The organism is Candidatus Paceibacterota bacterium, assembly GCA_041661265.1.
Lineage (GTDB): Bacteria > Patescibacteriota > Minisyncoccia > JAHIHE01 > JAGLIN01 > JBAZUT01.
Map to the genome: position 1 here is coordinate 19023 of JBAZUT010000007.1, position 23736 is coordinate 42758.

General features: G+C 42.6%; 28 protein-coding genes and 1 tRNA gene. 7 read left to right on the plus strand and 22 right to left on the minus strand.

What is annotated here, in order from left to right:
• Positions 1-124 precede the first annotated feature (124 nt).
• Complete coding sequence (gene fusA / locus WC788_05750) at positions 125-2203, minus strand: elongation factor G (protein MFA6097104.1); 2079 nt, start codon at positions 2201-2203, stop codon at positions 125-127.
• 263 nt (positions 2204-2466) lie between these two features.
• On the opposite strand from fusA, the gene WC788_05755 reads away from it, so the two are divergent.
• Positions 2467-2904 carry a hypothetical protein gene (locus WC788_05755; GenBank protein ID MFA6097105.1) on the plus strand — a complete coding sequence of 146 codons (438 nt, stop codon included), beginning with the start codon at positions 2467-2469 and terminating at the stop codon, positions 2902-2904.
• 58 nt (positions 2905-2962) lie between these two features.
• Here the strand turns inward: WC788_05755 and WC788_05760 are convergent, their stop codons facing one another.
• The 3 genes from WC788_05760 to WC788_05770 form a co-directional block, all read right to left on the minus strand.
• On the minus strand, positions 2963-3631 hold the full coding sequence (locus tag WC788_05760; protein ID MFA6097106.1) for a hypothetical protein: 669 nt from the start codon (positions 3629-3631) through the stop codon (positions 2963-2965).
• Between the two features lie 213 nt (positions 3632-3844).
• Positions 3845-3918: transfer RNA gene (locus WC788_05765), tRNA-Val, on the minus strand.
• Between the two features lie 218 nt (positions 3919-4136).
• The gene (locus WC788_05770; GenBank protein MFA6097107.1) at positions 4137-4580 is read right to left on the minus strand and encodes a DNA polymerase ligase N-terminal domain-containing protein; all 444 of its coding nucleotides are present in this window, start codon (positions 4578-4580) and stop codon (positions 4137-4139) included.
• An 80-nt stretch (positions 4581-4660) separates the two neighbouring features.
• Here WC788_05770 and WC788_05775 point away from each other — a divergent pair, with 80 nt between their 5' ends.
• The 4 genes from WC788_05775 to WC788_05790 all read left to right on the plus strand — a co-directional run bounded on the left by WC788_05775 (position 4661) and on the right by WC788_05790 (position 6554).
• A complete protein-coding gene (locus WC788_05775; protein MFA6097108.1) occupies positions 4661-5137 on the plus strand; it encodes a hypothetical protein in 477 nt (158 codons plus the stop codon).
• Between the two features lie 156 nt (positions 5138-5293).
• Positions 5294-5722, plus strand: a complete 429-nt coding sequence (locus WC788_05780; GenBank protein ID MFA6097109.1) for a hypothetical protein — start codon at positions 5294-5296, stop codon at positions 5720-5722.
• Positions 5723-5820: 98 nt separating this feature from the next.
• Positions 5821-6198, plus strand: a complete 378-nt coding sequence (locus WC788_05785) for a hypothetical protein (GenBank protein MFA6097110.1) — start codon at positions 5821-5823, stop codon at positions 6196-6198.
• Between the two features lie 200 nt (positions 6199-6398).
• Positions 6399-6554, plus strand: a complete 156-nt coding sequence (locus WC788_05790; protein MFA6097111.1) for a hypothetical protein — start codon at positions 6399-6401, stop codon at positions 6552-6554.
• A gap of 25 nt (positions 6555-6579) precedes the next feature.
• Here the strand turns inward: WC788_05790 and WC788_05795 are convergent, their stop codons facing one another.
• The 8 genes from WC788_05795 to WC788_05830 all read right to left on the minus strand — a co-directional run bounded on the left by WC788_05795 (position 6580) and on the right by WC788_05830 (position 12220).
• Positions 6580-8562, minus strand: a complete 1983-nt coding sequence (locus tag WC788_05795) for an alanine--tRNA ligase (protein ID MFA6097112.1) — start codon at positions 8560-8562, stop codon at positions 6580-6582.
• A gap of 105 nt (positions 8563-8667) precedes the next feature.
• The gene (locus tag WC788_05800) at positions 8668-9042 is read right to left on the minus strand and encodes a hypothetical protein (protein MFA6097113.1); all 375 of its coding nucleotides are present in this window, start codon (positions 9040-9042) and stop codon (positions 8668-8670) included.
• Positions 8997-9239, minus strand: coding sequence for a hypothetical protein (locus tag WC788_05805; GenBank protein MFA6097114.1), 243 nt, complete (start codon positions 9237-9239; stop codon positions 8997-8999). Before WC788_05805 ends, WC788_05800 begins: the two co-directional genes overlap by 46 nt.
• A 1-nt stretch (position 9240) precedes the next feature.
• A complete protein-coding gene (locus tag WC788_05810; GenBank protein MFA6097115.1) occupies positions 9241-9477 on the minus strand; it encodes a hypothetical protein in 237 nt (78 codons plus the stop codon).
• Between the two features lie 152 nt (positions 9478-9629).
• On the minus strand, positions 9630-10757 hold the full coding sequence (gene mnmA / locus WC788_05815) for a tRNA 2-thiouridine(34) synthase MnmA (GenBank protein MFA6097116.1): 1128 nt from the start codon (positions 10755-10757) through the stop codon (positions 9630-9632).
• A gap of 9 nt (positions 10758-10766) precedes the next feature.
• Entirely contained in the window at positions 10767-11186 is a 420-nt protein-coding gene (locus WC788_05820; protein ID MFA6097117.1) for a hypothetical protein, read from the minus strand.
• Positions 11187-11219: 33 nt separating this feature from the next.
• Positions 11220-11606, minus strand: a complete 387-nt coding sequence (locus WC788_05825) for a hypothetical protein (GenBank protein MFA6097118.1) — start codon at positions 11604-11606, stop codon at positions 11220-11222.
• 107 nt (positions 11607-11713) lie between these two features.
• Positions 11714-12220 carry a hypothetical protein gene (locus tag WC788_05830; GenBank protein ID MFA6097119.1) on the minus strand — a complete coding sequence of 169 codons (507 nt, stop codon included), beginning with the start codon at positions 12218-12220 and terminating at the stop codon, positions 11714-11716.
• 218 nt (positions 12221-12438) lie between these two features.
• Here WC788_05830 and WC788_05835 point away from each other — a divergent pair, with 218 nt between their 5' ends.
• Positions 12439-12681, plus strand: a complete 243-nt coding sequence (locus tag WC788_05835; protein MFA6097120.1) for a hypothetical protein — start codon at positions 12439-12441, stop codon at positions 12679-12681.
• Positions 12682-12698: 17 nt separating this feature from the next.
• On the opposite strand, the gene mrdA is transcribed toward WC788_05835, so the two are convergent.
• The 6 genes from mrdA to WC788_05865 are packed head-to-tail and all read right to left on the minus strand — an operon-like array spanning position 12699 to position 19041.
• A complete protein-coding gene (gene mrdA, locus WC788_05840) occupies positions 12699-14585 on the minus strand; it encodes a penicillin-binding protein 2 (GenBank protein ID MFA6097121.1) in 1887 nt (628 codons plus the stop codon).
• Positions 14575-15078: a rod shape-determining protein MreD gene (gene mreD / locus WC788_05845; GenBank protein ID MFA6097122.1), complete on the minus strand. Its 504-nt coding sequence runs from the start codon at positions 15076-15078 to the stop codon at positions 14575-14577. The genes mrdA and mreD overlap by 11 nt, the downstream gene beginning before the upstream one ends.
• Positions 15079-15894, minus strand: coding sequence for a rod shape-determining protein MreC (gene mreC / locus WC788_05850; protein ID MFA6097123.1), 816 nt, complete (start codon positions 15892-15894; stop codon positions 15079-15081). It abuts the gene before it with no gap.
• Between the two features lie 38 nt (positions 15895-15932).
• A complete protein-coding gene (locus tag WC788_05855) occupies positions 15933-16985 on the minus strand; it encodes a rod shape-determining protein (GenBank protein MFA6097124.1) in 1053 nt (350 codons plus the stop codon).
• 20 nt (positions 16986-17005) lie between these two features.
• Positions 17006-18706: a proline--tRNA ligase gene (locus WC788_05860; GenBank protein MFA6097125.1), complete on the minus strand. Its 1701-nt coding sequence runs from the start codon at positions 18704-18706 to the stop codon at positions 17006-17008.
• A gap of 17 nt (positions 18707-18723) precedes the next feature.
• On the minus strand, positions 18724-19041 hold the full coding sequence (locus WC788_05865) for a hypothetical protein (GenBank protein MFA6097126.1): 318 nt from the start codon (positions 19039-19041) through the stop codon (positions 18724-18726).
• A gap of 168 nt (positions 19042-19209) precedes the next feature.
• On the opposite strand from WC788_05865, the gene WC788_05870 reads away from it, so the two are divergent.
• A complete protein-coding gene (locus tag WC788_05870) occupies positions 19210-19563 on the plus strand; it encodes a hypothetical protein (protein MFA6097127.1) in 354 nt (117 codons plus the stop codon).
• A 95-nt stretch (positions 19564-19658) separates the two neighbouring features.
• Here the strand turns inward: WC788_05870 and rseP are convergent, their stop codons facing one another.
• From rseP to WC788_05890, 4 genes are read right to left on the minus strand one after another with little or no spacing between them, the layout of a single operon-like run.
• Positions 19659-21002, minus strand: coding sequence for an RIP metalloprotease RseP (rseP, locus tag WC788_05875; protein ID MFA6097128.1), 1344 nt, complete (start codon positions 21000-21002; stop codon positions 19659-19661).
• Positions 21003-21036: 34 nt separating this feature from the next.
• Positions 21037-21591, minus strand: a complete 555-nt coding sequence (gene frr, locus WC788_05880) for a ribosome recycling factor (protein ID MFA6097129.1) — start codon at positions 21589-21591, stop codon at positions 21037-21039.
• A 12-nt stretch (positions 21592-21603) separates the two neighbouring features.
• Positions 21604-22761, minus strand: a complete 1158-nt coding sequence (locus WC788_05885) for a YCF48-related protein (protein MFA6097130.1) — start codon at positions 22759-22761, stop codon at positions 21604-21606.
• A 16-nt stretch (positions 22762-22777) separates the two neighbouring features.
• Positions 22778-23680: a DNA polymerase III subunit delta' gene (locus WC788_05890; GenBank protein ID MFA6097131.1), complete on the minus strand. Its 903-nt coding sequence runs from the start codon at positions 23678-23680 to the stop codon at positions 22778-22780.
• Positions 23681-23736 lie beyond the last annotated feature (56 nt).

Genomic DNA, 23736 nt, shown 5'->3' on the forward strand with positions numbered 1-23736 from the left:
GCTTCTTGTCAATCCCGGAAAAATCGTCTTAAGCTATTGCTGAAAGCTATTGCTGAATTCAACGGATGTACCGGTCAAATACAAAAACGCGCCGTTTTGATCCGGCGCGCTTTTTTATCTTAAACTATTTTTTTCCTTTTTCTCCGATGATCTCGTCTGCGATATTCTTCGGAACTTCCTGGTAGTGGTCGAATTCCATTGTGTAGTTCCCTCTTCCCTGAGTCATAGACCTCAGCTGGGTCGAGTATCCGAACATCGTTGCAAGCGGAACGGAGGCATCGATGACCTTCACCTGTGCTCTGTCTCCCATGTTCTCGATCTGGCCCCTCTTCGAGCTCAGGTCTCCGACGACGTCGCCCATGAATTGGTCCGGAGTGGTGACTTCCACTTTCATGATCGGTTCAAGAATGATGGGTCTTGCTTTCTTGAATGCTTCCTGCAGTGCGAGGGATCCTGCGATCTTGAATGCCGCCTCGGAAGAGTCAACTTCATGATATGATCCGTCAGTCAGCGTAACTTTGACGTCCACAGCGGGATATCCTGCGATCACGCCTCTTTGCAGCGCTTCTTCGATCCCTTTATTCACAGGCTTGATATATTCCTGAGGAACAGATCCGCCCTTGGTCTCATCAACGAACTCATAGCCCTTTCCGCCTTCAAGAGGCTCGATCCTGATCCAGACATGCCCATATTGGCCGCGGCCTCCGGACTGCCTGATGTATTTTCCCTCGGCTTCCGCACTGTCCTTGATTGTCTCCCTGTATGCAACTCTCGGTTTTCCGATATTCGCTTCAACTTTCATTTCCCTGAGAAGCCTGTCAACTATGATCTCGAGATGCAATTCTCCCATTCCGGAAATGATGGTCTGTCCCGTCTCTTCGTCGGTCTTCACTCTGAATGTCGGATCTTCGTCCGCAAGCTTCTTCAGCCCGAATCCCATTCTTTCCTGATCTCCCTTGGTCTTCGGTTCGATCGCGATCGAGATGACCGGCTGAGGGAAAACGATATTTTCAAGGAGTATCGGCTTTTTCTCATCGCAAAGCGTGTTTCCGGTGGTCGTGTCTTTGAGTCCGACCGTCGCCGCAATTCCGCCGGCGAATACCTCATCAATCTCTTCTCTGTGATTCGCGTGCATCCTGAGGATTCGTCCGATCCTCTCCTTGGTTCCATTGCTTGAATTCAGAACATATGTACCGGCCTTCAATACTCCGGAATATACCCTGAAATATGTCAGCTGGCCCACGAAAGGATCCGTTGCAACCTTGAAAGCCAGAATTGAAAGAGGCTCATCATCAGAAGCGCTTCTTTCGATCTCAGCTCCGGTGTCCGGATCGGTTCCCTTGACCGGCGGAATATCAACCGGGGACGGGAGATAATCAACGACTCCATCAAGAACAAGCTGAACGCCTTTATTTTTGAGCGCCGTTCCGGTAAAAACCGGGAACATCTTGTTGGTGACCGTTGCCGCCCTGATCCCGTTTTTGATCTCTTCTTCCGTGATCTCCTGGCTGTTCAGATATTTTTCCATGAGAGCGTCGTTATGCTCTGAAACCTTCTCAACCATCTGCGCCCGCCATTCTTCCATCTTTTCTTTGTATGCCTCGGGAACTTCTTTTTCGATGACTTTTTCACCCATGTCGCCTTCGAAATAATATGCTTTTCGGTTTATAAGATTTATCACGCCTTCAAAATTTTCCTCACTGCCAATCGGGATCTGGATCGCAACTGCATTCTTGTTGAGCTTTTCAAGAATCGAATCAAAGCTCTTATAGAAATCCGCACCCATCCTGTCCAATTTGTTTATAAAGCAAAGCCTCGGAACTTCATATTTGTCCGCCTGTCTCCAAACCGTTTCACTCTGGGGCTCGACTCCGGCAACTCCGTCAAAAACGACAACTCCGCCATCAAGGACCCTCAAGCTTCTTTCGACTTCCACTGTAAAATCCACATGTCCCGGAGTGTCGATCAGATTCAGCTGATGGCCCTTCCAGACGCATGTCGTTGCGGCCGAAGTTATGGTTATTCCCCTCTCTCTTTCCTGCTCCATCCAGTCCATGGTCGCTTCTCCGTCGTGAACTTCGCCTATCTTATGGCTTACTCCGGTATAAAAAAGAATTCGTTCGGATGTCGTAGTTTTTCCGGCATCGATATGGGCGATTATTCCCATGTTTCGGACCTTCTCGATCGGGTATTGTCTTGGCATAATTTTAGTAAGTTAAACTTAAATTTTTTATATTAACAAAACATAAACAAAGCCTGAATGGACTTTATTCCGACATTCTTTCAAATTGTCTGTTTTGTCTGATTTACTAGAACATTATATTATCAATATCCGCAAATGTCAAATGCTCCGCTTTGCGATTTTCCCGTTGTGCGCGGATAAAATTCTATCCGCAGGGTCAATTTGACATAGAAACGTTAATTATATACCATTCAATCATCGCTGAAATGCGAAAGGTGTGAATTATGAAGAAAGAAAAAATCAACCGAAAGGACAGGCCCAAACCCACAAAGAAACAGGATCAGATCATCGGACCGAAAAAGCTTTGTGAAATTCATGGCAAAACTTGGAATGAACATTTTTCCGCGCTTAATGGCAACAAAAAGAATGTTTTCTATGAAATTGATGCGATTAAAAATAAAAGCACATTGGATGATCCGAATTATCTGCTGAGCATGATAGAACATTATAAGAATAAGGCCGGAAAGCGATCTGCGATCGCAAGAATGATACTCAATCCCGGCAGATGGGAAGAACATTTTCCGAACCTGGAAGATATCTGCGTCAAAGACGGACACAAGCTTGTGCTTTATCAGGAGATAGACAGCAAAGAAGACCTGAATAGGGCGATCAAAATACTGGGCAAGGAGGCGACAAACAAGATCAGCATAATGCTATGCTGACAAATAAAAAAAGAGAGACATCGTTCTCTCTTGTTTATTATTTCAATTTCCAAAAATGTCAGACTTTTTCCAGGACCACGCAAGAGGACAACAGGTCCTTGCCGAGAGTTTCCCGGTCTCGTTTCAACATTATCTCCTGATAGCCTACGAATTTCCCTTCGTCGTCCAGGACCTTGACCAGCTTTGTGTAATATGGAGCATCATAGCAGTCGCCGCTTTTGATGATCTGTTCGGCTTCATATGCCGTATTAACGCGTCGCTTATACTCGTCCTTTATATCTTCAAAAACTCCGCTGATGCCGATATTAAGACTCTGGGCGTAAGTTGATGCGCGAATCAAAGCTTCGACTGTGACTGCATAGAGCCAATACCTAAATTCCTGATTCCACTCTTTATGTTCCACTTTTATCTGTGGAACTCTCTGGATCAGCCTGGTGATAGCATAATTGAATTCTCCAAGATAGGCTCCTTCATATTCATATCCCTCTCCAACCTCGAAGATCGCTTTGGCGAGACGAGATGAATGATCCTGCGAGACTTCGCCACCCTTCAGCAAATATGCCAGTTCGTCAGCTACTCTGAAAAAAATGTTCCCATACACTTTGATCAGAGATAAATTGTTCGTTATTTCATCAGCAGCTTCTCTGGCCAGGCCCTCGACAGCTGCATCAAGGATCTCCCTGTCTTTCGATCTGTGATCAGTTTTTTTACTTGGTACATAAGGCATGATCTTCCTCCTATGCCCACTTTACAGAATAAACCGGAAAAGTCAACTTGTCCGGTTTCAATACCTGCCTATACGGCCCGCTTCGCAAAATGCCGAGAGTAAGGCGAGCAGGCAGGCCCCGACGCTCCGCCCAAGGCGGATAAACTTCCCGTCCGATCATTTGAAGCTGCTATTTAATTTTCCATTTTACTTTTTTCATTTTAACTTTTTCTGTGGTCGCTAGTGGAATCGAACCACTAACCTTTCGAATGTGAATCGAATGCTCTAACCAGTTGAGCTAAGCGACCGGGATCTGACAATTTCTCAGCCCGAGGCTGATGAGTCTATGGCTCATAATTTTTAATAAATGAACAAATCTTAATGTCCAATGAACAATTCCTCATTGAAAATTAATCAATTGTAAATTTAATGAAAATTGATAATTGTAAAATTGAAAATTATAACCCTTACTATGCAACCTATATCTTATATCACACTTTTATATCTTTTTCAATACTAATTGACTTTACCTCTTTTTGAATATCAAATAGCTGTTATCTTTCGCCTTTCCGCTTCCAAAACCTTTCGTTTTGATAAGCGCATATTCTCCTTTCAGCTTTTGTCCGGACAAAGAAAAGCTCATCTCTTTTATTTCTCCGTTCTCGCCGTATTTTATGTCCTTCAGCTCATATGTGCCGCTATCCCAGACACTAACTTCGCCCGCGCCATAACTTCCCTCCTCAATAGTTCCTTCAAAATCGATATATTCCGGATCATGATCCTCGACATGGATCGCAAGTCTTTTTACGCCTATATCCGACGGAAGGTTCTTGGGCACAGCCCAGGACTTCAAAACCAGTTTACCGCCCTTTTCGCTTTCGGGCATCTCAAGACGGAAGTCATAATGAAGATGACTTGCATGATGCTCCTGAACTACAAAACGCGGATTTTTTTCTTTCATTTCCTCCATAGATCCATGCTTATAATATCTATTGACATAATATTACTTTTCTATACATTTAACAACATAGGAGCGAGAAAATGCTTTTAATGAGGAAAGTAAGGAGATTCCAAGACCACAGGGCATTCCCCCGCCATCTTGCGAAAACAGACCTGGTGAGCCAGCTTCCTCAGCAATTCGTGCAATTCGGAGACCTCTTGGCCAGAGCGCGAACGAGGTCATTCAAACAAAACGACCTCGGTTTTGCCTGCAATATAATTGCAAAGCTCGCAAGCTTCGAAGCCATGAACACGGGATTTTATTGCAGGTTCGGAAAATCGATCCTCGTGCCCAAGATCGATGGAAACGAAAATGTGTATCTAGTCAAAGATTGCGCGATCATGTGCCAAGAATATGAATTGGAGGAAGTCAAAAGAAACATCGAAAATACTTTTTTCGAAAAATACAGGATAAGAATAAAACTGGAACTGAACGTAAACTCGCAAAAAAGCGAGTCTTTTTTTAGAGAACGGACCTTCGCCGGAAAAAAATTCTGCCATATCCCGAGCAATCAAATGATAAATTGAAAAAACGAGTCCAAACCGATAGACTCTTTTTTTTGCTAAAGTCCGCACAGGCATTCCATTTGACATCTTCGCCAGGTTAATATATATTCAAGAGTTGCTTTTCGGGAGATATTCAAAAGGCAACGAATATGTGAATGCGTTTAAGGAGGTGTTCGCTTGGAAGCGGATGAAAAAATAAACAAAATACTGAAACTGGGCGGGATCGAGAACAAGGACAAGCTGGAAAAGGATTTCCGGGAAGCGATATTGCTGATAATCAAGAAAAAATATTTCCACGGCAGATTCAATCCCAAAGGTGATATTGATTTCCATGGTATGGCATCAGAATCCACTCTCGATAAATTAGGCCAGACAGAAGCGGCGGTTGAATCCATCAAAGATTTCCGTCTTGAAACGGAACAGCGCCACATAGATCTGATGTTCAGTGAGATCGCCTCAATCTATGACAAATATTTCACACAGCCGGAAGTCGACATGAATTCCCTGTTCAAGGAAGTAACGGCCATTATAGACAAACACACCGAAGACATCGTCACTGAATCGCTGAATAAGATCAAAGAAACAAAACCGATCGCTGCCCAATAGACAGCATCAGCCAAACTGACCGAACCCTTTTTGTCAGTTTTTTTTAATCCTTGACAAATCCGATAAAACGATTACTGTTAAGAAAGGAGAGGATAGACATGAACATTTTAAAATCGCATCACGCAAAAGGAAACAACGGGATAAAAACCGAAGAACTGAAGACTTTTCTCAATGATTCTAGGATCAAACTGAAAAAAGTCGCCTGTTCGGCAACGGTAAGAGAAGAGATACAGAAAGAATTGACCGAGATCTGCACAGAGATCTATGAAGTGAACGAAAGCATTCCGGGAGACGAAAATGCAGCCCTGAATCAGGACACTCTGCGAAAGATCGTCAGAACATCCGAAAGGATAAGCAAGCTGGAAGCAGAACGGGACATCGCGTCAGAATCGAGTGAGGTTATAAACACCATTGTTTCAAAATCGTTGATAATCAAACAACACTTCCAGACACGGGCAATATCGGCCATAGGCTAAGGCTCAAGAACCGATAGTACCATTTATTTGGTACTTCTTTTATTGCCAACTGCAGATGATCCGGTTGAAATAATTATGCGGATTCAGAACTATCGCTGTTTTTTTTTTATAAAAAACGGCCCGTACGGCCGCAGATCGGAAAGATATTCCATTGACAAATAATATTTTTAAACTAAACTGTATTCGGAGGCAAGATAATCTTGATAATAGACAGAAACGAATTCGGAAGCATCAACGGCCCTATTGAACGGGGAATAGATTCCCTGCTGGGAGAAAGCCAGAACCCCGAGATCCTGGAAAGAGCTAAGAAAATGAAAGTTCTTCACGAGGAAATCAAAAAACAAACACCATATTAGCCAATCGATCGAGATTGGATTTTTTTTATTCCAAAACCGCTTTTATCCTTCTGACTCCCGCACTTGAAGATTCTTCTTTCTTTATCCTGAATTTTCCGATCTCTGACGTATTTTTAACATGCGGACCGCCGCAAATCTCCCGGGAAAATATTCCGGTTTTTTCGTCCCCGATCGTGTAAACTTTCACCCTTTCTCCATACTTCGATCCGAACACGCCCATCGCGCCAAGACGCTTGGCTTCATCCAAAGTCATCTCCCGCATATTAACCGGAAGGGTTTTTTGTATCTCGCCATTCACCATGTCCTCTACTTTTTGGATCTGCTCTTTGGTCAGTTTGTCCTGATGTGAGAAGTCAAACCTCACTCTTTCCGCTGTGATATTGCTGCCTTTCTGGAATACATGCTCCCCGAGAACCCGCCTCAGCGATTCAAGCATAAGATGCGTGGCGGTGTGATATTTCGTCGCCTGCTCTCCCTGATCAGCAAGCCCGCCTTTGAATTTTCCGGCCGATGCCGTGCGGGAAAGATCCTGGTGCTTTTGCAACTTTTCATTATATAAAACCGTAAGTTTTTCTCTGTCAATTTCTATATTTTTATTTCTGAATTCTTCAAGCGTCATTTCAAGCGGAAAACCATATGACTGAAAAAGATCAAATACGACATCTGCAATGTCCGAATATTTATAATTTTCAGCAAGCCAGGCATTCTCATCTTTTTTAATAAAAAAGACATTCTTCTTTTCTTCAACGAACTTATTGAGTTCCCTGATCCCGTTTTCAAGGGTATTGCTGAATTTTTCCTCTTCCTTTTTTATCTCGTCCAATATCTTGGTCTTATTGATCTCGAGCTCGGGATAGAATTCTTTATAATTATTCATAACAAGCTCCGCAAGCTTCAATAAGAAGTTTTCCGGCAGGTCTAGGCTTTTTCCTTGCCTGACCGCGCGTCTGATTATCCGGCGCAAAATATATCCCCTTTCCACATTCGACGGAACGACGCCGTCATTGATCATAAATACCGACGCTCTGACATGATCAGCAATGATCCTGATGGATATTATTTCCCTGTTGTCATTGCGAGCGACCAAAGGGAGCGCGGCAATCCCGTCACTAATCTCTAGATTGCTTCGTCGTTCCTCCTCGCAATGACCCCGTGAAAGATCTTTAATTTTAGTGGCGACAGGAACGAATACATCCGTCTCATAAACATTGTTATATCCATTCAGCATCGCCAAAGTCCGTTCCATCCCCATCCCCGTATCGACGTTCTTCTGTGCGAGCGGAACGAATTTTCCTTCCGCGGTCTTGTTGTATTCCAAGAAAACATTATTCCAGATCTCGACATATCTTCCGCATTTGCACCCGGGTTTGCACTCATTTTCATTAGGACATTTTTCAAAATTTGTCGGTTTTCCGAGATCAATGAATATTTCGGTATCCGGCCCGCATGGTCCGGTCATGCCCGCGGGTCCCCACCAATTGTCTTCTTTCGGAAGCGGAAAGATCCTCGCAGTCCCGCTGTTCTTTTTTTCCTTATCATAAACTTCGCCCGCAATCTTGAATTTTTCGAAGCATTCCTGCCAGATATTGATCGATTCCTCGTCTCGCGGAGCATCGGCATCCCCCTCAAAAACCGTAACTTTGATCCTATCGGGGTCGATGCCCAGCCATTTTTTATCCGTCAAAAATTCCCAGCTCCATCGTATGGATTCATTCTTGAAATAATCTCCCAGTGACCAGTTCCCAAGCATTTCAAAAAATGTATTGTGCGTGCTGTCTCCGACGTCATCGATATCTCCCGTACGAACGCATTTCTGAACATTGACCAGGCGCTTTCCCGCCGGATGGTTCTCACCCATAAGGTACGGCACAAGAGGATGCATTCCGGCAGTCGTGAAAAGCACGGTAGGATCGTTTTCGGGTACGAGTGAAGCCGAGGGTATTTCCGTATGCCCCCTTTCCTTAAAGAAATCTATATACTTCTTCCTTAATTCTCTTGAAGTTATCATAATTTGCCTTTATCGGATAAATATTTATAACAAGCCCATTATACCCCGATATCTGAAAAAAATAAAGGCTTACCGGGCTAAAAAAACAATGAGAACCCGGGGTTCTCATTCATGCTTATTCATTTTTTGTTTGACCATATATATCTCGTCCGAATAATATACCCCTCTTCTGTCTATCTCGCTCACCTTTCTGACCAAGGCCCTGTATCCATCCATGACCTTTTTCAGCCGCGGGTCGGCAGGATCGATCTTAAACGTTTCAATAAAAAGCTCTTCGAGAGCGCTTATGCCCTCTTCTATCGGATCATTTTTCGGAAAATTTGTCTCCCTTTTTGCGTTATTTTTTGATTTTTCTTCGGATGACATCATCAGCCTCCATGGCTGAATCTTAACATCCGGATAGAATATGTCAAAAAAAACGAAGGATATTTCCTTCATTTTGTCTTTTTCCAATTCTTTGGATCTTTCAATCTCGTGCATTTTCTCATAAATTCCCTGCAGAACATCTCACTCTCCCGCTGGACCTTTCTGATCTCTTCTTCGCTGAGATAGTCCCCTGCGTGCTTCATAAGATAGACCGCTTCATCCACTGTCAGTTTTATTTTTTTCTTTATTTTATCTTTGATCACGACCAGCATGTTCTCGTCTTTCCGGCCGTTCTTGGTTCTATCGTTCATATTATCTCGTCCATGCCCTCGGATTTTTTACCCGCACACAGGATTTTTCCAAGATATTTCCATATGCTTCCGTTTCTCTGTCTATCCTTTCGAGTTCTTCGGAATCAATGAAATATTCGTAATGCGAAATCACAAATTGCATCTCTCCAATAGTGTGCTGTTCTTTTTTTAATGCCTTCCTTTTTATTTCTGCTATCATCATCCGATCTTCTTTGCACTCGGGTTCTTTTATTGTCATATTGGGATCACCTTTGTTCCAAACATGATAGCATCGGAGATTACTTTGTCAATAAAAAACAGGATCACTGATCCATAATAAATTGTTGAAAAAGATATTACTGGGAAAGGCGAACGGGAAATGGAAAGAGATTTCAAAAAAAATAGACGAACTCATCTGAAGTGTTTTATAACTCCTCCTCCTATAACTTCTCTTCCCTTATAAAACACAACCGATTGCCCCGGCATTGCCGCGCGCTGAGGTTTCGAAAATTTCACGCGATATTTCCCGCTTTTTTTGTCCACGATCGCAGAAACTTCCTGCATGCGATATCTTATTTTTGCTTTGATTCTCATGGGCATTTTTGGCGTTTTTCCTGACGTCCAAATAACTTTTTCGGCAATGATCTCTTTTGAATAAAGCTTTGGATCACGAGGATCATTGCTAACCATCAGATGGTTTTTCCTACGATCAAAGCCTATAACATAATATGGACCGCTTCCGCCGAGCCCGATATCGCGTCTCTGTCCGATCGTATATAGAGGAAGACCCTTGTGATCTCCAAGGACATGGCCTTTTGCATTGACAATCTTTCCCGGCTTCAACGTCAGATATTTCTTCAGAAAGTCGCCATAGAATTTTGTGTGGATAAAACAGATCTCCTGGCTTTCTTTTCTGTCATGGACCGAAAGTCCGAACCGTTTCGCAATTTCCCTGACCTCGCTCTTTTGATAATCTCCTATGGGGAACAGGCAATGTTCAAGTTTCTTTTGCGTCAACGTATATAAAAAGTACGACTGATCCTTGTTCTCGTCTTTCGCCTTTAAAAGTTTATACCTAAATTTTTCATTTTTCATTTTAAATTTTAAATTTATTGCGTAGTGCCCCGTCGCCACGTAATCCGCTCCCATGGCCATTGCTTTGTCGATCATAATGCCGAATTTTATCTCGCGATTGCATTCTATGCACGGATTCGGAGTCCGCCCCGAATCGTATTCCGACAGAAAATAATCCACGACGGCTTTTTTGAACTCCTTTGAAACATTCAGCGAATAGAACCTTATCCCAAGTTTTTGCGCCACGCTCCTCGCGCTTTCTTCCGCCTCGCGCGAACAGCATCTGTTCTCTATGTGCATATCGATCGCTTCAAGTTTGTCGGCAACGTCATGCCAAAAATGCATAAAAACCCCGATAACTTCATATCCTTGTTCCTTGAGAAGCGTTGCCGCGACGGAAGAATCGACTCCGCCCGACATGCCGACAATGACTATTCTGTTTTTAGTTACTATATATTTATCCATCACAAAATATTATTTTTTATTTTCAAACACATTTACTATTAAATTATTTAAATCGTCATAACACTCTTCGCTATGTTTTAACGCTCTAATTAACCCAAGAACTCCTAAATTGTTATTTTTAGATATATATTCTTTGTGAACAATTTTATTTCTCATTCTTCTTAATAGGTCCAGTTTTTTTATCAATTTTCCATCAAGACTGAATCTATTCAATCTACTTATTAACGCTTTCATTGGTAAATCTTCTAATTCTTTTTTTGTTATATTATAAGATATTTTTGATTTTTTATTATTTAACGAAAGACTTATTTCATTTCCACAAAGTAAAATTATATTTCTTAAAAACTCCTCTATAAACTGACATTCAATAATAAAATCACTAAATAATTTTGCTTTATGGCTTTTATCATCTGTATTTTTTTGCTTCATAGTTTATCCTTTTATTACAATGCTCATAGAAATCTAAACTTCATAAAACTGCCTTAACTGGGAATCATTTTTAAACTTTTCGATATTTTTTTTCACCTGTTCGTAAAATTCAGGATAATGTATCCTGTTTATCCATCTGAAATTATAGAACTGTCTGTAGGGCATCTTCTGATGATGTGCCAGCTCGTGCGCGATCACGGAAAGGATGCTGCTGTATTTTTTCGGCTCTTTCTTTTTTTGCGTGTATATGTCAATGACCACCAGCTTCGACTTCAAATTCGTGTAGCCAAGCTTGTAGCTTCTCACATAGCCGTCTCCTGCGCGGACTATTTTTGCCTTATATTTGAAGCCCTCAAGGCTCAGAACTCCGCAAGCCCTATGGAATATTTGTTCGCAGATCTGTTCATGATTATAATCCAAGTCCAATGTTTTAATTTAATATTTAAGCCAATCCTAGATTATTCTAACATAAAAAATACTACTTCCAAAATTTATATTCTTTCAGAAGTAGTTATCTTATCCATCTGCTATTTGTAGATCAGCACAAACACAAATATCAAAGTTACAACTAGGGCAATTGCATAATTTTCCATGGGCATGGGTTTTTCAAAGATTATCCTGGAATCTTCATCTTGCATCTCCTTAAAATCATATCCTCCGCCGTCATATGTGTATAGCAGAGATACAACACCGGGGCAAGGATCTGCCCAATATTCCTTGTAAACATGATCGCCATTTCTATTGATCGACATGGTGATGGTCTTATTCGAATCGCAAAAAGATTCCATCAATACAAAGAAATTATCCGGATCCTCCGCCGATCTCATCTTATCTCCTATTCCTCTATATACAAGGTTAGTTTGATAGTTGACCCTGATCAGATTGATCCCTTTAGCTTGAGCGATCTTTTCAACACTATCGTCAAGAAGATAAACTCTTTGTTCTTTCGTGTCAGTTGAACTCGCCCAATGCCACGAATAACCTGCGATTAGCAATAAAGATATCGCCAATATTACTCTTATTTTTTTGTTCAAAGAAAATGCACCTCCTCATAATTAATACGATCTGTTTTTCTTTAGAAGAAAAACAGCACTTTGCATATTTTATAATATAATATCGTTTTTGTCAATAGTTATTCCACTCTACCGGATATAATCTAACGTTAGAACGATAAATCCAATATTGACAAATATATTCTTGTGCCATAATGAGTTGTTAATCTTGCCATTAAAGACAAGATTATGGAGGTTTTATGGACATTATAAATGCAATATATATCGTAATTCTTCTGTGTGCCGGACTGATCTGTATATTAAACAGCGGCGCCGCAAGACTGACCTTGTATCAAAGAAGTTTATCATTCAAGGATGAAAAAAATACATTAACTAAAGAGGAAGAGAAGGAAAATGATTATCTTACGAAAGAATATATAAAAAACATCATACTGGCATTAATTTCAACTATCGTGGCAGTAATATTCTATTTCACATACTAATATAAACATCAAAATGTTTATATTTTTTTATTTTCAAAATACCATCTTAACAGCTCGTTTGCGATCGGAACCGAAGTGGTGTGTCCCTCTCCACCTCCTTCGACAATGACCGCAAGAACGATCTCGGGGTCTTCATAGGGCGCATATGCCACATACCAGGCATGGGTTTTCTTGTTCCCGGCATATTGCGCGGTGCCGGTCTTTCCCGCAGCATTGAAAGGAAGATCCGCAAGCTCCCTGCCCGAACCGGATATGACATTTTCCCTCATACCTTTCTGGATCCACTCAATATTCTCCGGACTGATGAAATGCTGTCTGATCATTTCGGGCTCAATATCTTTCACGTCAATTCCATTGGAATCGATTATCTTGTCCACGATCTGGGGCCTATAGAGCTTTCCGCCGCTTGCAATAACGGAAACATATGACGCAACCTGAAGGGGCGTCGCCAGAACGTCTCCCTGTCCGATCGAAACATGATATGTGTCTCCTATATACCACTTTTCCTTTTTCACTTTCAGCTTCCATTCTTCATCAGGAATAAGTCCCGGTCTTTCACCGATAATATCTACACCAAGAGTATTTCCCAAGCCGAAAAGATTCGCATATTTTTTTATCTTATTGATCCCCAAACCCTTGATATCCCCATAACCGCCTCCGACTTCATAGAAATATATATTGGAAGACATGGAAATCGCCCTGACAAGATCAACTGATCCCAGGACAGCCCAACCTACAAACGGAGCCGATCCGACATAGATAACTCCCCGGTCATCGATTATCCTTGTCGGGGATATCACTCTCTCTTCAAGCGCTGCGGATCCCATCATAAGTTTGAATGTCGAACCCGGAGCATATTCCCCTGCGATAGCCCTGTTAAGAAGCGGACTGGACTTGTCGTTGCGCAATTTGTCGTAATCGGAAACACTTATGCCATTTGCAAAAAGATTTCCGTCATAAGAAGGATAGCTGACCATCGCCAGAACCGCACCGCTTCTCGGATCCATAGCAACGATCGACCCGGCGTCAACTTTAACTTTTTTTATCGTTTCCTCCAGGAGGTCATAGGCCTTCTTCTGAAGCCCGGAATCAACATTAAGAACCAGGTTTTGTCCCGAAACCGGATCTTCTTTGTTCATCACCGCCACTTCCCTTCCGAAGGAATCCACCTCGACAAGCTGCTCGCCGTATGTTCCACGAAGCTCTTTTTCATAATAAAGCTCAAGGCCGTTCTTTCCGATAATATCATTCAAAAGATAATCCTGCCTGTCTTTCAATTCTTTCTCATTGATATTACCGCTATATCCGATTACGTGCGAATAATACTTGCTGTCCACATAATCCCTTATGGCGCTTTTTTCAAGCTTTATACCGGCAATATCTTTGATCTTTTCTTCCAGTATCAATGCATCCTCTTTTTTTATATTCTGAGCAATCGGGACAGATTGATATGTTTTCCTGTTCTTCGTTATTTCATTTTCCAAAGTTTCTTTATCTATGCCGAATATAACGGAAAGTTTTTCGAGATTCTGCGCGATCTTTTCTTCGTTTTCATTTAAAAAATCAACAGGCACGGCAACAAGATCGAACATGGGTATATTAAATACGATCTGGTTCATGTTATTGTCATAGACTATCCCCCTCGGCGCCTTCACAGAGACCACTCTGGTATAATTATTCTTCGATATTTCGGAAAAATCTCCGCCCCTGATGATCTGAAGATTTACCGCCTGAAAGATCAATATCGCGAGCGCAACAAAATAAACTCTTGCGAGAAATTTGATATTTGAAACATCGAACACATCTTCCATCTTCTCTGAACTCTCTTTGGATACATCCAGGATGATGTCCTCTATTTCGATCTCCTCCCTTATCAGGTTTTTAATATAATACTTATTTTTCATTCCTATTATATGAGAAAATGTATATCAGCAGATAGAGCATCACCGCAAGCAGCAGAATATCTGACGCAGCAATCATGGCCAGCGATCCCGCTTCAACGGCAGGCGTGTATGAATTCAGAACGTATGTGACGGAATAATATGAAACATGATACAAAATCACGGAAAGGATCGCCGAGAACAGAACACTGAGAGAGAAAGCCTCTTTCAAAAAATAGTGGTTCATGTATGAGACAGAGAAAACCGCGATAACAAAACTCATCATTACAGCGCCAAAATATTTTCCGGAATAGATGTCGAATATATATCCGGCGAAAAACGCAGCATACAGTACACTGCCGTCGCTTGCAAGAAGCGAACCCGCGATAAGCGCGATCAGCACAAGATTAGGAACCATGTTTTGCCGGAACATCTGCGGAATGAAAGTCATCTGCAGAAACAGGAACGCGATGACCCCTATAACAAAAACATAATTATTTATATTCTTTCTTATCATTTATTTGGCGATAAAAACCTCTTCAACCTTGTTGAAATCCAGAAAAAGATCAACATTGGCTTCTTTGAAGATCTTATTCGCGGATTCCTCGATCCTGGAAGCTCTGCCTATGAGAAGCCCTTTCGGTATTCCGTCTTCGAGTCCCGAAGTTATGATCAGCTCCCCGTCTTTCAGCTCTTCATTCTGATTTATCATTTCAAGACGCACACCCGTTGAATATTGTCCCTTGACGACTCCGTTCGAACGCGACGTCTGAGTGATGACATTTATGGAGCTCTCGGAGCTGGTCAGAAGCGATATCCTTGAAGTATCTTCATAGACCTGAGTGATCTTGCCAAGAAGCATGCCTCCGGAATATACGGCCGCCTGGCCTGCCTTTACTCCGCTATCAGAGCCGATATCTATTATGGCATATTTTTCAAAACTATTCGGACTCTTTGCGATCACTTTCGCCATCATCCAATCCAGACAGGTGCCGGAAGAACACAACTCATCGGAAAAATCCAATTGCTTACGGAGCATCTCGTTTTCCCTTTCCGCTTCCGCCAGCATTGAAATTTTCTGCGTCAATTCGTAATTTTCTTTTTTTATCCTGGAATTCTCTTCCTTGAAAGTTCCGATGCTGCTGATCATATCCAAAAATCCATACAAATCGTTGGAATATCCCTGAAGCGCTCCCGCAATGGGCGTATAGAAAGAAGCGACGGCGCTATTCGGCTTATTGAGATAATTTGCGCCCGCTAAAAAAACAAGTAGCGCAGAAACTACTATGAGGAATATGAATGTCGTGATAATTTTTCTGAAACCGTTCATCATATGCAAAAAATACTGACGTTATTATCCGATATTTACGGTCATTGAGGAGACCTTTCTCCTTCCATCGAAAGAAGTATCACTCTCAATTTTTCTATATCCTCAAGAACAACGCCGCATCCGCGCGCTACTGCAGTGAGGGGGTCATCAGCTATCTTTACGGGCATTTTTGTCTGTTCGCTTATAAGTTTGTCGAGGCCCCTGAGCATGGCTCCTCCGCCGACAAGAATGATCCCTCGCGTCATTATATCAGCAACAAGCTCGGGAGGCGTCTCTTCGATGGTTGCCTTGATATTATCAACCAATATCTTGATCGACCTCGAGAGCGCTTTTCTCACATGCGCATCATTGATAGCAACCTCTTTCGGAAGTCCCGTCACAAGATCCCTTCCGCGCATATTCATTTCAAGACCTTCTTCCTGGGCATATGCGGAACCTATGGCGATCTTTATGTCTTCCGCCGTTTTTTCTCCGAGGAACAGATTGAATTCATCGCGGGAATATTGGATTATATTCTCATTAAGCTCATCGCCGGCGATCCTCAAGCTCCTGCTTGCCACGATCCCGCCGAGAGAGATCACTGCAACTTCCGTCGTTCCTCCGCCGATATCCACGATCATGTTCCCGGCCGCTTCCTGGACCGGCATCCTGACGCCGATCGCAGCCGCCATCGGCTCCTCGATAAGATATGCTTCCCTTGCGCCGGCGCTGATGGCCGCATCAATGACAGCCTTCTTCTCCACTTCAGTGACTCCCGACGGAACGCCGATCACGACTCTCGGGCGAGGTATGAATGCAAAAGTCTTTTGATGAACTTTTTCAATGAAATATTTCAGCATTTGCTCCGTTACTTCGAAATCCGAAACAACCCCGTCCACTAGCGGGCGGGTTGCAATGATATGCGCGGGCGTCCTTCCGACCATTTTCTTCGCTTCTTTTCCGATCGCAAGGATCCTGCCTGTTTTTTTGTTGAGCGCCACGACAGACGGCTCGTTTATGACTATTCCTTTGCCCTTCACGTAAACAAGAGTGTTTGCCGTTCCGAGGTCTATCCCGATGTCATGGCTCAAATATCCGAATATTCTGCTGATCATATTTTTTGGTATATAAATTCTTATTCTGCTATTTTTTCCTTTACGGTTTTCATGAAATCTTTGATTTCGACGAGCTCGAATTCTTTCTTGCTTCGCTCTTTTATTTCCAGGCTTTTCTTCGCCAAGGTCTTTTCACTTACCACTATTCTTAGCGGAATTCCGATAAGATCGGCGTCCTTCAGCTTCACTCCGGAGGATTCGTCTCGGTCATCATATAGTACTTCAATCCCCTCTTTTTGTAAAGCTTCGTATATTCTGTCCGCATCTTTTTCCGACCCGTCTTTTTTTCCAAGCCTCACAAGATGCACCTGGAATGGAGCGACGGATTTCGGCCAGATCATACCGTTTTGATCGTGATAACGCTCAACGATCGTAGCGATGGTCCTGTCAACGCCTATTCCATAACAGCCCATATAATAAAGCTTGCCCTTGCCGTCCTTATCGGTGAAAGTCGAGTTCATCCTCTTGCTATAATAGTGCCCGAGCTGGAATATATTCCCGACCTCGATACCCTTTCCCCCCTTCATCTTCTTCCCGTCCGCACTCAAAAATCCGTCTTGCGCCATGGCGATATCACCTTCGATTGCCGGTTTATAGTCCCGATCGATGTTCACGTTCAACAGATCCCTGTTCTTCCTGTTCGCTCCGCCGTAAGCGTTCTTTATCGTGCGCAGGGACTCATCGGCGACAATAATAACTTTCTTGTCCATCCCGACCGGAGAAATGAATCCCGGTTCGCTTCCGAGCTCGCTGATCTCCTGTGAAGTTGCATGCCTCAAACTGTTCGCTTCGGTCAGATTCTTCAGCTTGGTCTCATTGACGTCATAATCGCCGCGAATGATCGCCAAGATGAACCGTTTCTTGTCATCTACGAACAGAACGTCTTTTATCTGAAGAAATAACGGCAGCTTATGCAAATTCACGCCGTCTTCCATTGTGTTTCCCCGGACCGCATCCACTTCCTCAAGTTTTTTTTCCGCTTCATCCAAGTTCTTATTTTCTTTCATAAACCTTGCAACATCTTCATGCGCGGCATATTTCCTGTCATCGGTCACCAGAAACCTGCTCTCGCCCGCATCGCTTTCAACAACGAATTCATGCGAATATTCCCCGCCGATATAACCGTTGTCGGATTCAACAACAACAGTTTCAAGCCCCATCCGGGCGAATATGCTCGCATAAGTTTCCCACATTTTCCGATATTCTTTTTTGAAATCTTCTTCATCGGCGTGAAAAGAATATGCGTCCTTCATGAGGAATTCCCTCACGCGAAGAAGGCCGCCTCTTGCGCGAAGCTCGTCTCGGAATTTCTGCGAAAACTGATAAACGCTGAACGGAAGATCCTTGTAGCTTATATTGAATTTCCTCACGAGATCAATGATCATCTCTTCAGCCGTTCCTCCGAGAACGAATGTGTTCTGCGAGCGGTCCTTGACCGTCATAAGCTCAAATCCGACCGACTCGGTCCTTTTTGTTTCCTTCCAAAGCTCGATGGGATGCAGAACGGGAGTGATCATTTTCAAAGAACCCGCTTTATCCATTTCTTCCTCAATGATCCTCACGACATTATCCCTGACCTTCATTCCAAGAGGCAGAAAATAATATCTTCCGGCGACCGACTCGCGGATAAATCCGGCCTGATATAATAACCTGTGACTGTCCAATTTGACATCAGCAGACACTTCCTTGGTCGTCTTTCCAAAAAGTTTAGATTGTCGCATAATATTTTATATACGTTTTATAAATTATTTTCGAGATACGCTGCGGCATATTTCGCAAACCAAATAAACCACAGAACGTCCGTCACGATAAACATCAGAAATGCTTTCTTCCTTTTTGAGGCGATCAGGTAATAGGTCACACCCGAAATGATGCCGGGCAACAATAGTATAGCCCCCGTCAAAACGTTGAGTATGAACGGGTCTGTTATGTCAAAGGAAAGGCGCGCCATCAAATTGAATAGGAGAATATACGATATTAACATTGAAAAAACAATAATCGCCATACTCGCAATTAGCTCATTCTTTTGAAATTTATCCCGTATTTTACTTAGCATAGATTTTATTCTTATATTTATAAAACAGGGTACATAAAGGCAAGTTGGACCTTGCCATAAATTATAGTTGTCTAACAATATTGACAGATTGTTAATTATGTGATATAAAGGAATGTGAATTTCATTTCCATTTAAAATGGATGACATTCCATAGACGGAGGTATAGAAATGTTACTACCGAAACCAGAAGAGTTGAAGGAAAGTTTTAACAAAGAAACAAAAGAAAAAAATGAAACAATCGCAAAGTGTATCGAAAAACTTCTTGAAAATGTCAACATTGTCGATTTTATGAGACAGGGGAAAAAAGAACTCCTAAAGCCAGGAGGAACGATCCAGAAAGAGATCAGGATGACCTCTGCAGAGATCGCGGAAGCCGAAATCGAGATAGTCGATCTCATTCAGCCGATAATCAAATTATTCGACGATATGGGCTACGCGGCATCAACCAGTGAAACGACAAGTGTCGGATTCAAGTTGAACATTTCGATCAAAGAAGGATATCTCGATCAGAAACCTCGCTAGGTTTCTGCTTTTTTAAAACATTTTGCGCTCATTTTATGCACATACCCGAAAGTAATGCATCAATGAACAAAAATAGTGAAGATACCGACGTGTTTTTATCCGAATAACCCGGTTATTTTCCCCCAAAGATCAAGCCTCAGGATATCTTTGAACGTGACTACCACCATAAGCAGCATCAGAAGGGCAAATCCGACATTATTCGCCTTCGCCTCCCATTCCTGGTTCAGCGGAGAGCCTTTTATCTTTTCTATGATCAAAAATAACAGCCTCCCTCCGTCGAGTGCCGGCAATGGAAGCGCATTGATGATCGCAAGATTCACGCTGATGATCGCGATAAAATTCAGAACAGTCATGAAACCCATAGCGGCAGCCTGCTGGGTCATTGACATAATGCCGACGGGACCCGAAACTTCAGCCGTTGTCGTGCCCGTCTTGAACAGCTGCATGATTATAAAAACAAATGCCGTTATTATCACCATCATCATCTGGATCGTATATTCGAATCCTTTTTGGATCGCCTCAAGCGGAGTGTATGAAAAAACCGCTATTTCAGCCAAACTCATACCCTCGGACAATGCTACGCCCAAGGCGCCTTCATTCTCATTCGTTTCCTTCCTGGGAACAACCTCTTTTATCATGTTCTCATCTCCCCTTGCTATCACGATTGCAACCTTCTCACCCCTCTTTTCATCAATAACAACCTGCAAGTCCCGTATGCTATAAATATTTGTTCCGTCTATACTCAGGATCTTGTCATCTTTTCTGAGGTCAGCCGCAAAAGCGGGAGAATCTTTTGAAACTTCAGTGATCGTAACACTCAGATCCTCCACAGGAACAATTTCTTTCGTCACATTCTCTTTCCCTCGCGCTACCACGATAACCGCCTTTTGATCCCCTTTCCCCTCGATCGCGCTTTGCAGATCCTTCACGCTTTGGATATTTTTCCCATCTATGCTTACGATTTTGTCGCCTGGCTTAAAATCATCATTAAAGGCGGTGGAATCTTTCGTAACTTCGCCGACAATAACACCAAAATCTCTGGCATTTTTCAATTTAGATATATCTTCTCCGGATATGCCCTGAGGAAACCCCACCATGAACAAAATACTGAATATCACGAAAGCAAGGAATACATTCATAATAACGCCAGCCGCTATGATCTGGAATCTCTGGAAGATGCTTCTGGAAGAAAAACTCCTCGGGTCATGTTTTTCCTCTCCATCTTCGCCCACGATCTTCACAAATCCCCCGAGCGGAACCCAATTTATGGTGTATTCGGTCTCGCCTTTCTTAAATCCGAAGATTTTCGGAGGAAATCCCAATCCGAACTCTTCAACCCTGACCCCGTATAGTTTCGCCATAAGAAAATGGCCAAGCTCATGAATAAAAACTATGGTTCCCAGAACCAGCAGAAAAATTATTATGGTCGAAATTATCATCTATTTTATATTTATATTGATTATCCCTGCCTGCTCAGATCGTCATTATTTCTTTTTCCTTTTTATCGCCATCCGCCTCTATGCTGCTATTATGCTCATCAATGATCTTCTGTATCTCTTCCTGTTTCCTGAATCTGTCATCTTCGCTTATATCTCCGTCTTTTTCCATATTCTTTATTTCGCGCATCGCTTCTTCTCTTGCATTCCTTGCAGCTATCTTTGCCTTCTCAAGAATTCCGCCGAGATGCTTTACAAGTTCTTTTCTCCTTTCTTCAGTCGGCTGCGGAATGTTTATCCTTATTTTTTCTCCGTCATTGACGGGGTTGAAACCCAGCTTCGCGCTATTGATCGCTTTTTCGATCTCCTTGAGCTGCCCTTTATCCCATGGCTGGATCACCAGACTCCTGGGATCCGGCACGCTTATCGATGCGACCTGTTTCAATGGGGTCGGAGTGCCATAATAATCTACCATGACACCATCCAGGAGTAAAGGATTCGCCCGCCCGACACTAAGGGTCACGATTTCGCTTTTCAGATACTCCCTGTTTTTTTCAAGCTCTTCTTTCAACTTTTTTATTATCATTTCCATATGCAATTTTAATTAGAAGTTAAATAATGCATTTCTCTGCCTCTTGGGCGGCGGCGGCGGAGTATAGAAAGATCCCACATAGGTCACGTCCGGATTGGTGTAGTCGCTTTCCGTATATCTTACGTCGCCTTTTATCGCAATGGCATAGCTGGACCAGGTTTTTCCCGCATCATCGCTCTTATACAATGCATTTCCCGCCCCATAATATATCTTATCGCCGATCAATCCTATCTTTTTCACTTGCGGAGCTGTTCCGATGGCCGTTTGCGCGGGAGTTATAGTGTTCAGCTTTTCCCAATTATTCCCCCCATCCTTGCTCACAACCACCAGATTAAGATATGTAAAATAGATAATTATCGGATTATATGGATGCAATGTTATATAGTTGATATTCGCAACGACAACCTCGGGCACGTCTTCCGAAATTTTGATACCCAGATCCTCCCATGTCTTCCCCTTATCCGTGGATTTTATGATACCCAGAGAGGTTTTCAGGACTATGCCGTTATTGTTGTTGTAATCGATCAATATATCCATGACCTCAGTTCCCACATCAAACCATTTGACCGTCTCCCAATTCAGGCCCCTGTTACTGCTCTTGATCAACCCGCCCTGAGCAGTTCCGATATAAACAACATTCGGACTTGCCGGATCGATCTCAACGGTATGAACCGTCTTGTTATTCTCGTCTGTAATATATTTTTCCTGCCAATTCTTTCCTCCGTCCTCGGATTTCAGGACAACTCCCCTTCCGTTATTGGTTGCGGCAAGATATATGATCTTATTGTTGTTCTTTTCGATCGCTATGTCATTAACAGTGGCATCAGGGCCCAGCACATTGCTTTCGTCAATGATCTTGATCCAGGAATCTGCGCCATTTTCGGTTTTATACAGGCCGTTGGATTCGGTGCTGACATACATGATCTTGCTGTCCTTCGGATCCAGTTTCATTCCAGTGATCACGATGCTGTCGAGAAAATCCCCTCCTTCGACATTGACCTTGTGTTCCCATGTCTTTCCGCCATCGACAGACTTGAATACGCCCTGATCGCTGTTTATCACTCTTTCAGGCGCAGTTTCTTTCTTGGTGAGATTTATGCAGCCCGTGAAATATATCGTCATAAAAACGAGAGTCGCAGCCAGTGATATTTTTTTTATTTTTGTTGTCATAGGATATGATTAATTTTTATATTCCTAAAATTAAATTTTCAAGTGCGAGTTTCAGATTAATGTTCTTTGTCAGAATATCTTCTTTCGTTTTTTTTATGAGATGTATTTTTCTTGCCCACTCGGCAATATCCGATCTTTTTCTTTCTTTTTCCATGGAATATCCGGAAACCAGCTCTTTCCTGAAACCGAATATCCAAAGATCCAAAAGACCGACTATCTTCTCCTCGTCATAATCGCTCATTGCTTCCGCTTTTTCCATCCTTTCGGAATTACTCCTTTTTGAGATCCCGGATAAATATTCAAGTTCGCCAACCAGTTCATTTTTCAAATCTTCGTTCTTTATAAGATCGATGATCTTTCCGGGCTTGTAACCGGATAATTCCATGATCGTTTCAAGGTCTTTTTCGTCTGCGGCTTCTTTCTTAAACCGAAGCCTCAATTCTTCTTTCGTGACCGGAAGGAATTTGAATATCTGGCATCTTGATCTTATGGTCTCAAGCAGCCTACCCGAATCGGATGTTAGCAATATCAGAATAGTGGTCTTGCCGGGCTCTTCAAGGGTCTTAAGGAGCGCATTCGACGCTTCTTCATTCATTCTTTCGGCCTGATCGATCACCGCCACTTTATATTTTGCACGATATGGAGAAAAACTCAGATTCTTTTCGAGCTCGCGTATCTGATCGACGATTATCTCTTTTTTATCCTCGATCGGCGAAACAAAAATAACATCGGGGTCTTTCTCTATATCCTGCCTGGGGTCCTCCAGAACCATTCTGCAAAAATCCAATGCCAGCGTCATTTTGCCGATATGTTCCGCCCCATCAAACAAATAGGCATGGGACATCTTATCCCGTGCATAAGATCTTTCAAGCAATTCTGCGATCTTCTTATTTCCGATCATGTTGTCTTTTAGAGCCATAATATTTGACGCCTATAGTCATAAATTAACATATTTTCCGAATATAATCAAATAAT

What these genes read in the sequence shown, in the direction of transcription:
- fusA (MFA6097104.1), bottom strand. Translation starts at nt 2,203, where the DNA reads ATGCCAAGACAATACCCGATCGAGAAGGTCCGAAACATGGGAATAATC.
- WC788_05860 (MFA6097125.1), bottom strand. Translation starts at nt 18,706, where the DNA reads ATGCGACAATCTAAACTTTTTGGAAAGACGACCAAGGAAGTGTCTGCT.
- WC788_05760 (MFA6097106.1), bottom strand. Translation starts at nt 3,631, where the DNA reads ATGCCTTATGTACCAAGTAAAAAAACTGATCACAGATCGAAAGACAGG.
- WC788_05795 (MFA6097112.1), bottom strand. Translation starts at nt 8,562, where the DNA reads ATGATAACTTCAAGAGAATTAAGGAAGAAGTATATAGATTTCTTTAAG.
- WC788_05775 (MFA6097108.1), top strand. Translation starts at nt 4,661, where the DNA reads ATGAGGAAAGTAAGGAGATTCCAAGACCACAGGGCATTCCCCCGCCAT.
- WC788_05810 (MFA6097115.1), bottom strand. Translation starts at nt 9,477, where the DNA reads ATGACAATAAAAGAACCCGAGTGCAAAGAAGATCGGATGATGATAGCA.
- WC788_05820 (MFA6097117.1), bottom strand. Translation starts at nt 11,186, where the DNA reads ATGAAGCAAAAAAATACAGATGATAAAAGCCATAAAGCAAAATTATTT.
- WC788_05890 (MFA6097131.1), bottom strand. Translation starts at nt 23,680, where the DNA reads ATGGCTCTAAAAGACAACATGATCGGAAATAAGAAGATCGCAGAATTG.
- mnmA (MFA6097116.1), bottom strand. Translation starts at nt 10,757, where the DNA reads ATGGATAAATATATAGTAACTAAAAACAGAATAGTCATTGTCGGCATG.
- frr (MFA6097129.1), bottom strand. Translation starts at nt 21,591, where the DNA reads ATGGAAATGATAATAAAAAAGTTGAAAGAAGAGCTTGAAAAAAACAGG.
- WC788_05855 (MFA6097124.1), bottom strand. Translation starts at nt 16,985, where the DNA reads ATGATCAGCAGAATATTCGGATATTTGAGCCATGACATCGGGATAGAC.
- WC788_05770 (MFA6097107.1), bottom strand. Translation starts at nt 4,580, where the DNA reads ATGGAGGAAATGAAAGAAAAAAATCCGCGTTTTGTAGTTCAGGAGCAT.
- WC788_05755 (MFA6097105.1), top strand. Translation starts at nt 2,467, where the DNA reads ATGAAGAAAGAAAAAATCAACCGAAAGGACAGGCCCAAACCCACAAAG.
- mreC (MFA6097123.1), bottom strand. Translation starts at nt 15,894, where the DNA reads ATGATGAACGGTTTCAGAAAAATTATCACGACATTCATATTCCTCATA.
- mreD (MFA6097122.1), bottom strand. Translation starts at nt 15,078, where the DNA reads ATGATAAGAAAGAATATAAATAATTATGTTTTTGTTATAGGGGTCATC.
- WC788_05785 (MFA6097110.1), top strand. Translation starts at nt 5,821, where the DNA reads ATGAACATTTTAAAATCGCATCACGCAAAAGGAAACAACGGGATAAAA.
- WC788_05865 (MFA6097126.1), bottom strand. Translation starts at nt 19,041, where the DNA reads ATGCTAAGTAAAATACGGGATAAATTTCAAAAGAATGAGCTAATTGCG.
- rseP (MFA6097128.1), bottom strand. Translation starts at nt 21,002, where the DNA reads ATGATAATTTCGACCATAATAATTTTTCTGCTGGTTCTGGGAACCATA.
- WC788_05835 (MFA6097120.1), top strand. Translation starts at nt 12,439, where the DNA reads ATGGACATTATAAATGCAATATATATCGTAATTCTTCTGTGTGCCGGA.
- WC788_05805 (MFA6097114.1), bottom strand. Translation starts at nt 9,239, where the DNA reads ATGAACGATAGAACCAAGAACGGCCGGAAAGACGAGAACATGCTGGTC.
- WC788_05870 (MFA6097127.1), top strand. Translation starts at nt 19,210, where the DNA reads ATGTTACTACCGAAACCAGAAGAGTTGAAGGAAAGTTTTAACAAAGAA.
- WC788_05885 (MFA6097130.1), bottom strand. Translation starts at nt 22,761, where the DNA reads ATGACAACAAAAATAAAAAAAATATCACTGGCTGCGACTCTCGTTTTT.
- WC788_05800 (MFA6097113.1), bottom strand. Translation starts at nt 9,042, where the DNA reads ATGCACGAGATTGAAAGATCCAAAGAATTGGAAAAAGACAAAATGAAG.
- mrdA (MFA6097121.1), bottom strand. Translation starts at nt 14,585, where the DNA reads ATGAAAAATAAGTATTATATTAAAAACCTGATAAGGGAGGAGATCGAA.